Below are 13122 nucleotides of genomic sequence, written 5' to 3'. Positions count from 1 at the left end.
TTACCTTTATTAATACCAATAATTGCATATCCACCAATAGTTGCTATGCAATTATTGGCGGATATGCAAAAAAATGATACCTTTACTCTTCTTTTCTTCCAGCATTTCGATTGCGCATTTGTTCCAGGCGATAACATAAAGCCCGAAGTGACATATCCAAATACTTGGCGGTTGCCGTCTGATTACCTTTATGTGCGTCAAGAACTGCCTGAATAATAAGGTCATTATATTCCTTTATTGACAGCCCTCCGTCAGGCAAAGGCAATATCACTTGTTTTTCCGTGGTGGCGCCTGCAGATTTCCCACCTTGAGAAGATATTGCACTACCTTGAACCACTTTTTCCAGGTGACAGGGTTGCAGCTCAGTATCGTCATACATAAAGACCACCCAATCCATGGCATTGCGCAATTCCCGTACATTGCCAGGCCAATCACATTGTTCCAGGAGCTCCCCAGCCTGAGAACTAATGCCGGCAAAGCCTTTTCTTTTGGTTTGGGCAAACTCCCGCAGGAACATTTTCGCGAGCGGTACAATCTCTTCCCGCCGGTCTCTTAGGGGGGGAATAACAATGTGCCCAATTTTCAGACGATAATAAAGATCGCGCCGGAACAACCCCTCTTCCATTTTTTTTTCAAGATCAACATTAGTAGCGCAGATAATGCGGACATCGGCCTTGATTTTTTTCAAACCGCCGACACGGTAATACTCCTTAGTTTCAAGAACTCTAAGCAGCTTGGCCTGCATTTCCGGCAACATCTCGGCTATTTCATCCAAAAATAACGTCCCGCCTGCCGCGGCATCCAGCTTACCTTTTTGCCCACGACTTGAACTACCACTAAACGAACCGCCCTCGTAACCGAAGAGTTCGGTTTCAAACAAATTATGTGGAATGGCCGCACAATTGAGCTCAACAAGCGGCCCTGACGGCGATTTTAGGTTAGAGCCATAATGAATGATCCGCGCGACTACTTCTTTACCTGTACCTGTTTCTCCCTGAATCAGCACAGTCAGTGCCCTATCGGTGTGAAAACGCTGGGCAAGATCAGCCACCTGCTGCATACTTACAGAAAAAACACCCACATTGCCGATAACCGTCTCGGCGACCATCTTGCGCATGCGGGTTAACTCTTGCTCCGTATTCTTAGTCGCAGATTGGAGCTGAGCGTCAAAATTCTCGGTCAGTGCTTTATTCTCCCTCAATAACGCCTGATGTTCTGACACACGTTGCACAATGGCCGCTAACTCCTGGGCGTCAACAGGTTTCAGTAAATAATCATAAGCCCCGGCTCGCAAGGCTGCCACCGCTGTTTTCATATCTCCATAGCCGGTAAAAAGTACAACATCTGTCCGCCAGCTATCCGGCTGTTCAGTAATAACCTGGGCCAGTTCAATCCCGGACATGCCTGGCATTTGAATATCAGATAACACCAACGGATAATCAGCCAGCTTCCACTTAGCCAACGCCTCTGCAGCGTTCTCACACTCCATTACCATATGCTCTTGTTCGCGCAAAAACCAGGCCACTGCCGCCCGACTATGTTGATCGTCATCTACCAACAATATTTCCATAATTTAACCCCCTAATCGGCCTCTTCCCTAATAGCAGGAAAGGTAATCAAAAATGCGGCTCCTTCATTCTCACCCGAAACAATGCTAATTGCTCCCTTGCAGGAGGTAACAACAGAATGCACTATTGATAACCCCAAACCAAGATTATCGCTGCCAGGTTTGGTAGAATAAAATGGCTCAAACACTTTGGTTTTGTGATCAGCCTGTATGCCGGGACCATTATCAGAAATTTTAATATACACACTATTCTTGTCTGACCATGTCCGGATCGTAAGCTGTTTATCCTGGCATTTAGCCGACTCCATCGCTTGCATGGCGTTAGCTGCCAAATTAACTGCAATCTCTTCCAGCGCAGTAGGCATAGCATAAATAAGGGGCAATTGTTCAGCCAACTCCCTGTGTACCCTAACGCCGTGCACCGTTAATTGACTGCCAATAATTTTCAGTGCTTGCTCTATGGCTTCATTAACATGGCAAACAGTGACTTGGCTTTCTTCCCGTCGGATAAAGCTCCGCATGTGCATAATTATGTTATTTATGCGATCCGCTTGATTGGAAATCTCAGCTATATTCCGCATAATATCTTCTACCGGCCGCTCTTTGCCATTATAGTACGCATAAACCATTCCACTAGCGATCATTTTGATCGAGTTAAGCGGCTGATTAATCTCATGGGACAGACCAGCCGCCATGGTTCCCAGTGAAGACAATTTTTCAGCCTGAGCTCTTACCTCGTTGGCTTTAGCCATGGCTGCTGCCGCCATTTTTTGTTCCGTAATATCTTCTTTTATCGCAATAAAGTTCACTATTTCCCCGTAATTATTCCGAACAGGTGTAATGCTCATAACCTCTTCATATAAACTGCCATCCTTCCGGTAGTGGGCGAACTCACCCCGCCATGCCTCAGCCGAAGAATTTAGCTGTTGCCAAAAGCGCTGACAAAAGCCTTCATCCTGATAGCCTGACAGCAACATCAGGTTTTGCCCGCGAGACTCGTTCTCTGTATAACCAGTCAACACAGCAAAGGCCGGATTAATCCATTCTACATTACCTTCCTTATCAGTAATAACGATGGCGTTGGCGGCTGCCTCCAGCCCGACCGTCAGCAGCCTGCGACGTTGACGGTCTCTGGCGGCATTAATGGCAATAGACAACTGATCAGAAAAACTCTGCAACCGGGTCACAATCCGCTCATCCCAATAATATGGTCTCATACTTATTAGGTAGAATGCCCCTGTCGAACCGCCTGACAGCTTGAGCGGCAACGCAATCTCGGACTGAATTACATTCTTGTCCAGCTGTAATTCAGCCAGAAGTTTTTCTTGCCAACATGATAATTTATCAATACATTGAGTTACCTGGATGGCGCCGGACCGAATGGCTAATCCACTCAGCCAGCCTGTGGCAGTACAGTCTAGTCGGCTGCTCCCGTCTGCTACAGCCAGCTTCCCGGCTGCAGCACTTATTTTACTGGTATCATCAGCCTCTTTTAAAATAACCCGCGCCAGAGATACTTCAAAAACAGCGGCCAATTGCTCACAGACATAATTGAGGATTTCCTCAATGCTGGCCTCTCCCAGCACTTTGTCCGCAGATTGCATCAATATCCGTTCACAGACTTGATCCTGCTTTTTTTCGGTAATATTGCGAATGATAATTGCTATTTCATCCATCGTGCTCACTATCAAACGGGCTTCAAAATCTTTCCTGATACCATCAATTGTCAATTGATACTCTGCTGTTGCCATTTCACCTGCAAGCATGCTTTGTCTTAGCTCTACGAACTTGTCGTATATATCAGCCAATAAAAGCCGAGCTGGTAAAACTTCAGCCAGGCTTCTATTCAATAGCTCCTCACGCGACAAATACAAATCATCCTGTTTATTGGCTTCAACATCCAGAATAATTCCTTCCCGGCTAACCCTGAGCAGTATATCCGGAACAGCGGCTAGCAGTGCGGCCAGCCGGCGTTCGCTTGTAAGCAAAGCCCGCTCGGTCTCTTCATGCTCCAAAATTTCCAATTCCAGCTGTTGGTTTTTTTGCTGAAATTCATTGGTTTTTGCAATAACTGCCTGTGTAAGCCACTCTTGCCTGCGGAACATACTGTTGAGAAAAATTAGCAATAGGATAAGTGTGCTACCGCCTACTCCCCAGATAAGTCTGCGCATATAAGGACTGGGCTGCGGCAAAGTGCTCCAGCCAACCTTTACCTGCCAGCATGTATCCGCAACCGGTAAGGTAAATTCCCGGACAGATGACTGCGGCGCCAACTGATTAAGGCTGTATATCGCTTCTCCCTCTTCCGCACGTATCTCAACATAATAGTTGCCGGCATAATTCGTAAGCACTGAGTCGACCTTAGCAAAAGCCTCCTTCTCCGGAAGATTTTCTCTCATTGGCAGAAATATTTTCACATCTTCTACCATATGCAAGCCCTGGTCTACTTCAGCTTGCAATGACTGCTCCAACCGTTCGGTAAATCTATTTAAAACCCAGGCGTAGCGTTCTGTTTCCTGCTGGCAGTAAAGCTTATCAACACTAATTATACAAAACAACCCGACACATAAAACAATTGCAAAAGTCCAGCATTTTACCACTATTTCGCACCAGCCTCATACTTACAGTATTATCACTTAGTATTTTTCATATTTTCGCTAGTCTTTGCATAATTCCCTGTCCGCCGCGATAAAAACTTAACATAAAATCGTGCAAACCATCCTGAAATATACTATAAAACACAATTATCGCGTCTGCAAATAAAATAAGCGGGTACGCCCGCCTATTTTATTTGTTCTTAAAATTGGTCACAATACCGCTACATCGATTATTTTTGATGTTCCTTCATTCATGCACAATATTGCTCTAATTTTACACTATGAATTGCCGAACAGCCTGTTGTAATTCTTCTGCCATTTTCGCCAAGGATTGGCTTGATGCAGCAATTTCCTGCATCGATGCCGCTTGTTCTTCCGTTGCTGCCGACACTGTCTGCGCTTCACCTGCTTCCATTTTGCTCAGATCATCTATCACCTTCACGGAAGATACGATCTGCTGGCTGCCAATTTCCATCTGTTGCATGGCTGTGGATATTTCGGCTATCTGATTTGACACTTGCACGACCATTTCCTCAATCTCCTGAAACGCAATGCCGGCAACGTTTATAACCACTGCTCCCCGGCTAACCTCACGCGTCCCATTGTCCATGGCTGAAACCGCTTTAGCTGTTTCCCGCTGAATTTCACCGATTAGATCAGCAATTTTTTTTGCTGCATCCTGGGACTGCTCTGCCAATTTGCGAACTTCTTCGGCCACTACCGCAAAACCGCGACCTTGTTCCCCTGCCCGTGCAGCCTCTATTGCCGCATTAAGTGCCAATAAATTTGTCTGGCCAGCTATTCCTGCGATTGTGTCCACTATCTGCCCTATTTCTTTGGACCGTTCTCCTAAATCGGCAACTACTTCAGCCGATGTATTAACTGTCTTTTCAATCAGCCCCATCTGGGTAACTGCCTTGCCAATGGAAGTACCGCTTTCTTTAGCCTTTTCTGCAGCTTGTAAGGATGTCGCCGCAGCTTGTTTGGCCCCGTCACCCACCTGTTGAATACTTGCTGTCATCTTTTCCACGACACTTGCAGTCTGTCCTACCGCAGCCAATTGCTTTTCCGCACCCGCAGCTATCTCGGTTACCGAGCCTGCCACTTGATTGGACGCCTGCGCCGATTCCTGGGCACTTGCAGTAAATTCTTCCGACGAGGCCGCTACCTGTTCAGCATTAGTACTCACTTGTACAATCAAATTTCGCAAATTATGCACCATTTTATTAAAACCAGTCGCAAGCTTACCAATTTCATCTTGACCGTCAATTTGTGATTGTACAGTAAGGTCGCCGCCGGCTACTAAATCCACCTGACCAGCCAAAACCTCTATTGGATTGACAATACGCTTAACTGTCACAAAAGTAACTGCAACTACTAGGATAACAGCGATCATGGCTATCATCAGCAACAACCATTGCAAATGTTCCAACGGTTTAAAAACAATCTTCTCTGGTACATTGATTGCCAAAGTCCAGCCTGTTGACGGCACTTTCTGATAAACCACCAGCATAACTTCACCATTTTCACTGTACTTGGTAAAGCCCTGATCTTTACCTATCATCTCTTTGAAATAGGCTGACATATCTTTCAGTTTGTCCTCATCAAAGATATTCTTAGATACTATCTCCTTGTCCGGGTGAGCCAGAATGAAGCCTTTGGCGTCAAATAAATAGGCATAGCCCTGGCCCTTTAAGTTGATACTCTGTATATTGTCAACAAGTGTTTGCAGTTGGATATCCTGAGCCATAATTCCGCGTAACTGGCCTGTCGATCCTTTGTAGGGCATTACCGCTGGTACCACCATTTGTTTAGTTGCTCCATCCAAATAAGGCTCACCAAAAACAAGTTTCTCCTGCGCGATGCCTGACTTGTACCAACTCCGGGTACGCGGGTCATAACCAGCAGGGGGAATCCAGCCACTTCCATCCACAAGCTGGCCTGCTACCGAAGCAAAATATACATCAGATATCTCTTTATCCACAGTTTTATAGCCGGCCAACATGGGCACGCTTATTTCGTTGTCACCAACTGAACTTTGCAGCGTACTAGCTGTTATTTCCAACATTTTTGCTTTCCCAATAAGCCAACCGTCTAATTTGTTTACATGAGCATTTACACTTGACGTCATTTCTGCCTGAATTCCTGAAAGCACTTGCTCTTTAGTAAACATATAACCCGCGATTGACGACACTAAAAGAATTACTATAGATAATACCGAAAAGATTAACGTAAGTTTCTTTTTTAAACTCATTCTATCCACCCCTTTTTTTGCAAAAATTTATATCACTCTACATTTTCCCGCAAAGAAAGCATAGTTCCTGCCTGCATACTGCTTATCTCGATCTCTTTTAACGCCTGAAAAAAGTCGTCTCCCAACGGCTTCTTTAATAAAATATAGGGCTGACCTTCAGTCTCAGCCTTGATATTGATACATCCAGATATAATAATGGCTTTTAGCGCAGGATTCTTGATTCGCATTTTTTGCAATACCTCAAAACCATTTAAACCAGGCATCTGGTAATCAATTACTGCGACATCATGACGTTCAGGAAAATACTTCTCAATGGCTTCCAGCGGCGATAAACAATCATCACAGGTATAACCCATCATCTCAATTGCAAATTTCATGCCTAACAAAGAGCCAGCATCATCATCAACCAGCAATATATTCATGAATATCACGCTCTCCATTTCTATATATTCCACATTAAACAAGTTTGCAGGTGCAGGTAAATGTATTGACAACGCACCACCTGCTGCAAAAAGCTTTAACACGTTATATATAACAATACTGCTCAATTATTATGCAATAATCATGCCAGGGAAAATTAACCCTAAACAGCACTATTACCCGAAAATACGCTATTTTCAGGTAATACGTGTTTACAAAAATTGCATACCTATGCAATTTTTGTTGGTATTATTTGCATATCCACCATGCTGTTACCTTACCCACGACCACCAAGCCTTGTCCAGTTGAGCAGGCGAGCTGAGGCCTCAGCTGTAAGCAGCCCCTGCTCCACCCGCCAGTTCCAGTTACACCCCACCGTACCAGGGGTATTCATCCGTGCGGATGTGCCCAAGCCAAGCACATCCTGCAGCGGCAAAATAACTGTATCTGCCTGACTCTGATAGGTTAGGCGAATAAGCTGCCAACACACACCGGTGTCACTTTTATCGCCGTCTGCATGCAGCCTGGCAAGATGCCCCAGAATAATGCGCTGCAGCTTAGGCTGAGTACTAACCAGTTTTTGATACCAGCCTAAGAGAGTATCATTATCATGGGTACCCGTATATGCAATAGTATTAAAGCCAGTATTGTGGGGAAACTCCGGTGCTGAATGACCATCACCAAAGCTAAACTGCAGCACCTTCATGCCTGGATAGTTAAATTTATGTTTTAGTCGGTTAACAGCAGGCGTAATACTGCCCAAATCCTCTGCCACTAATGGTAGTTTCCCCAGATACCGTTCCAGTACGGCAAAAAAAGCAGAACCTGGCCCGGGTACCCAGCGGCCCTTGACAGCCGTAGGCTCACCAGCAGGAATTTCCCAGTAAGCTTCAAAGCCCCGAAAGTGGTCAATACGAATACTGTCAACCAGCGTAAGCAGCCACGCCAGGCGCCGCCGCCACCAGAGGTAGTCATCTTTAGCCTGCTGTCTCCAGTCATAGAGCGGATTACCCCACAATTGTCCATCAGCACTGAAGTAGTCAGGTGGTACACCGGCTACCTTTTCCGGGTTTCCCATACCATCCAATTGAAACAGCTCCGGATTGACCCAAACATCAGCACTGTCATGGGCCACAAATAGCGGCATATCGCCCAACAGCCGGATTCCCTGGCGGCCGGCATAGCTTCTTACCTCTTGCCATTGCTGCCAAAAGACAAATTGCAAAAAGCACTGATAGGCTATTTCCTCTGCCAGTTCCTGCCGGTAATAGTCCATAGCCGCAGCTTCCCGCTGCCTGATATCACTGTCCCATTGGTTCCAGGGCAAGCTCCTGAACCGCCCTTTGAGGGCTGCAAACAGCGTATAATCCGGCAACCAGTCACCGGACGCCCGGATAAAGCTTTGATAGGCCGTTGTCTCTTCCTGCTGTCTAAAACGTTCAAAAGCTAAACGAAAAACTGTTTCTTTGCCATGTTTAACCTGGGAAAAATCAATACTTGCGGAATCCCTCATGCTAACGTCTATTAGCATCAGTTCTTGTTCGCTCAGCCAGCCGGCTGTCAGCAATTTTTCCGGCGAAATCAGCCATTGATTGCCCGCAAATGCCGACAAACACTGATAGGGCGACTCACCAAAACCGACTGGATTTAGCGGTAAAATTTGCCATATATGTTGTTTTGCGTTTGCTAAAAAATCAATAAATTTGTACGCCGTCGGACCCAAATCCCCAATGCCAAATGGTGAAGGCAAGGACGTCGGGTGTAGTAATACACCACTTACCCGCTGCCGCTCTGCTGATCGATCAGGATTGGCGATTAGCAATCTGCCGCTCAGCGGCGGCAACACCAATTCCAACTCCCGGTTATCTGGCAATGGTATTTTTTCATCAGTCAACAGATCCACAATCTGATCCTGATCGGCAAACCACGCCATGGTGTCAAGCCGGACACTGGCTGACTGGTGTCGGCTGCGATTAAACACAATAACAGCCGTATTATCTGCTGCCAACTCGCCAAAAACATCCTGCCCGCCCCGGATGCGGCGCACATAGCCGAACACATCACACTCTGTTAGCAGCGGCAGCCATTCGCCTGTCCGCAATACCATATATTGACGGCGAAGCCCTATTACCAGCTTATACCAGGATACCAGGTCCGCCTGCTCCTGTCCCCAGGGATAGGTTCGACGGTTTAACGGATCGCTATATCCCTCAAGTCCGGCTTCATCCCCATAATAGACGCAGGGCGCTCCCGGAAAGGTCATTTGCCACAATACGACAAGTTTGAGCCTGGCAATCCCCAGTTCACGCTCTGCAGGTGAAAGCTTATGTTTAAAGGTGCCAAGCTTGCTCTGACTGCCCTCAGGCGGTGCCTCGGCCAGCAGTGTCAGGATACGCGGCACATCATGACTGCCGATAATATTCATAGTGGCATAAAAATTTTCTTTCGGGTAATTTTCATACAAGCTAAATAGCTCACGCTGCACAGCCTGGCCTTCTTTCTTCCCCAGCATAAAATCCAGTACAAGCTGGCGGAAGGGATAATTCATCACACTGTCCAGTTCAGTGCCATTAAAGTACTGCCGTAGCTGACCGTAAGCCACCTTGCGGGAAGCATCCTCCCACACCTCGCCAATTAGCACGGCTTCCGGGTCGGTTTGCTTGAGTGTTTTATAAAATTTTTTCAAAAAACCTTCTGGCAGCTCGTCGGCTACATCCAGTCGCCAGCCTTTTACCCCCATCGTAAGCCATTGTTTAAGCACACTATTAGGAGCCCCAATGATAAACTGTTGGTAGGATTCATCTTCCTCGTTAACATTGGGCAGATTATCTACTCCCCACCAGGACTCATATTTATCCGGGTATTCACTGAATTTGTACCAGGAGTAGTACGGAGACTCCGGAGACTGGTATGCGCCAACTGCACCATAAGTGCCTTCCTTGTTAAAGTAGATACTGTCACTGCCAGTGTGACTGAATACACCGTCTAAAATAATAGCAATGCCCTGCTCCCTGGCTTTAGCACACAACTGGGTAAATACGTCATTATCGCCAAACATGGGATCAATACTGTGATAATCGCCTGTATCATATTTGTGGTTCGAGGGCGCCGCAAATACCGGGTTAAAATAAATGGCCGTTACGCCCAATTCAGCCAGATAAGGCAGCTTGGAGATAACCCCGGCCAGATTGCCGCCAAAAAAATCATAGGCCAGGATAGCACCAGTATCCATATCGCGGGTATATATTGGCGTATCCTGCCAATTGGCATGAATGAGACTACCCGGACGAGGGTTTAGAACTTCACCCAGCCCATTATAAAATCTGTCAACAAAAATCTGATAGACGATCGCATGCTTAAACCAGCCAGGCGTAGCTGTTCCCTGAAGGTATATGCTAATCTGGTAGGAAGGAGGCGGACTAGCGGCAATGTGCCCCACACCGCCTGTTTCTTCAGCATTATTGCCATAGTAAGAAATTTGTCCGCCCTGCCTGACAATAAAGTAGTACCAAAGAACGCCGGGTACAGCCGGAACAAGAAAAACAGCCTCATATAAGCACCGGTCCTGCTGTTTTTTGCTAACCCGCATGTCAATGATAGTTTCTCCAAGACCGTCCTGCCACAGCCGCAGTTGCACAGCATCTACAAGTATCGAAGCAGGCTGCTGCGGCCCGGCAATAAGCAGTCTTAACGTGATCTCTGTATGACAAGAAACAGCCCCAAAGGGGCTGCGAAAATCCGTGTTGTGGGAGTCATGCAGTATCCAGTACTCATTCATTCCCGGTCTACCTCCAGATTTAATTTTCTCTAATAACTACCGGCTTAATCTTCCAAATACCAATAGCATATTCCGATACCGTACGATCACTGGCAAACCGGCCGGAAAAAGCAATATTGTTAATGGCCATCGCCTGCCAACAGCGTTGCTTGCTATACAGGCTATTAATCCGTTCCTGCGCAGCCGCATAATCTGCAAAATCCTTCAATACAAAATATTCATCATTGGTACGCATGAGTGAGTGATGAATACTGTCAAACTCATCCGGGCTAACTGGCAGAAAACCATTAATTAATTGATCCACTGCCAATTTAAGCCGGGGATTGTTATTATATACATCAAGGACATTATAACCGCCAAATTTATAATAGTTCATCACTTGCTCTGCGGTCAGACCAAAAATAACAATATTGTCATCACCAACCTCATCTTTAATCTCAATATTCGCACCGTCAAGCGTACCAATCGTAATAGCTCCGTTCATCATCAGCTTCATATTACCGGTGCCTGAGGCCTCTTTACTGGCTGTTGATATCTGCTCGCTGACATCGGCCGCCGGAATAATAAGCTCAGCCAGGGAAACACTGTAGTTTTCCAAAAAAACCACCTTGATTTTGCCATCAATAGCCGGATCATTATTAATAACCTGAGCCAATGTATTGATAAACTTAATAATCCGTTTGGCCAGATAATAGCCTGTAGCCGACTTACCCGCAAAAATAAACGTACGCGGTTCAATGTCAAGCCCGGGGTCGGCTTTAAGGCGGTTGTACAAATCAAGAATATGGAGGGCATTCAGGGTCTGCCGCTTATAGGCATGAATACGCTTTACCTGCACGTCAAAAATAGAATCTACGTCAATAGTTATGCCCATTTTCGCCTGGATATAGTTAGCCAGCCGTTCTTTATTAGCCTGCTTAACAGCCTTTATCTCCTTTTGTAAAGCACAGTCATACGCAAAGCGATGCAAATTTGCCAGTTCGTCAGGATGGGCCATCCAGCCCGGACCAATGGTCGCGGTAATCAGTGCCGCAAGCTGAGGATTGGCCTTGGCCAACCAGCGGCGATGGGTAACGCCATTCGTTTTATTCGTAAAGCGATGAGGGAAATAAGCATGAAAGGGTGCCATAACTTCATTTTTGAGGATATTACTATGTACTTCGGCCACACCGTTAACACTGTAACTGCCAACAACCGCCAAATGCGCCATATGTACATAGCCGTCACCGATAAGTGCCATTCCCCGGATTCGCTCCCAATCGCCAGGATATTTTTGCCAAAGAGCTGCACAAAAGCGTTCATTCAACTCGTTAATTATCATATACATTCGCGGCAATAATGTCTTAACAAGTTCAATCGGCCATTTTTCCAGCGCTTCCGGCAAAATAGTATGATTGGTATAAGATATCGTATTTCGAGTCACGTGCCAAGCCTGATCCCATCCCAAGCCCTCTTCATCCATGAAGATGCGCATTAACTCCGGAACTGCCAGTGCCGGATGAGTATCATTAATATGAATAGCTATTTTTTTATGAAAATTGGCCAAATCAGCCGGAGACCCGCCATGGGTCCGTTTGTAGCGCCGAACAATGCTTTGCAAACCGGCGGAAACAAAAAAGTACTGTTGCTTTAGCCTGAGCGTTTTGCCCTCAGGGTAATTATCATCAGGATAGAGAATCTGCGAGGTGGCCTCCAATGAATATTTTTCTTCCACCGCTTTTAAAAAATCGCCTTTACTAAACGAGGAAAAGTCAAAATTATTGGTTTCCGCGCTCCATAGACGCAAGGTATTGACAGTATTACAATTGGCACCAACAATTGGCACATCATACGGTACGGCCAGCACTCGCTCATAGTTTTCATGAATAGCAATAAGCCGCCCGCCTTGTTCCTCCATATGAACATTGCCGCCAAACTTAACGGTTACTGCACGGTCAACCTTGCGCGTTTCCCAAACATAGCCGTCCCGTAGCCAGTTATCAGGCAGTTCTACCTGATAGCCGTCGACAATTTTTTGTTCAAACATCCCATGGCGAAAACGGATACCAGTGCCATGCCCAGGCAAATGCAATGATGCCATCGAGTCCAAAAAGCAGGCAGCCAGGCGACCTAACCCACCATTACCAAGCCCCGCATCATGCTCTACTGCTTCCAACTCGGTTAACTCAATACCTAATTCTTGGAGTCCCTGACAGCAGACTTCAGTTATCCCCAAATTAAACAAATTACTGCCCAGCAGTCGTCCGAGCAAAAATTCCATGGAGAAATAATACACTTGCTTCTCTTTACTAATGCTGTATTGTTGATTGGACTGATACCAACGTTTGCTAATAATCTCGCGAATCAGCGTGCTCAAGGCTTCATACTTAGCAGCAGTTGACGATTCCTCCAGACTTTGCCCAAACAGAGTCTGGATTTTCTCAATAAACGCTTGTTTAAACTGCTCTTTCGATTCAAACATTGATCCATCCCCCTCGTAAATCAACTCCAGTCCCCATCTCCAACG

At 46.1% G+C, this 13122-nt stretch carries 6 protein-coding genes; all 6 read right to left on the bottom strand.

The features are described from left to right. Positions 1-82: 82 nt before the first annotated feature. The 6 genes from AC1ECB_RS24350 to AC1ECB_RS24325 all read right to left on the bottom strand — a co-directional run bounded on the left by AC1ECB_RS24350 (position 83) and on the right by AC1ECB_RS24325 (position 13077). Complete coding sequence (locus tag AC1ECB_RS24350) at positions 83-1570, bottom strand: sigma-54-dependent transcriptional regulator (RefSeq protein ID WP_485666208.1); 1488 nt, start codon at positions 1568-1570, stop codon at positions 83-85. Between the two features lie 11 nt (positions 1571-1581). Next, entirely contained in the window at positions 1582-4167 is a 2586-nt protein-coding gene (locus tag AC1ECB_RS24345; RefSeq protein WP_485666207.1) for a PAS domain S-box protein, read from the bottom strand. 271 nt (positions 4168-4438) lie between these two features. Further along, entirely contained in the window at positions 4439-6418 is a 1980-nt protein-coding gene (locus AC1ECB_RS24340) for a methyl-accepting chemotaxis protein (protein WP_485666206.1), read from the bottom strand. 32 nt (positions 6419-6450) lie between these two features. Continuing rightward, positions 6451-6840 carry a response regulator gene (locus AC1ECB_RS24335; protein WP_485666205.1) on the bottom strand — a complete coding sequence of 130 codons (390 nt, stop codon included), beginning with the start codon at positions 6838-6840 and terminating at the stop codon, positions 6451-6453. A gap of 275 nt (positions 6841-7115) precedes the next feature. Continuing rightward, positions 7116-10616, bottom strand: a complete 3501-nt coding sequence (locus AC1ECB_RS24330) for a bifunctional glycogen debranching protein GlgX/4-alpha-glucanotransferase (RefSeq protein ID WP_485666204.1) — start codon at positions 10614-10616, stop codon at positions 7116-7118. 19 nt (positions 10617-10635) lie between these two features. Continuing rightward, on the bottom strand, positions 10636-13077 hold the full coding sequence (locus AC1ECB_RS24325) for a glycogen/starch/alpha-glucan phosphorylase (RefSeq protein ID WP_485666203.1): 2442 nt from the start codon (positions 13075-13077) through the stop codon (positions 10636-10638). Between the last annotated feature and the right edge of the window lie 45 nt (positions 13078-13122).

It is taken from the genome of Sporomusa sp. 246TCP1 (genome assembly GCF_057319775.1).
This window is presented reverse-complemented; position numbering and strand designations above follow the sequence as displayed.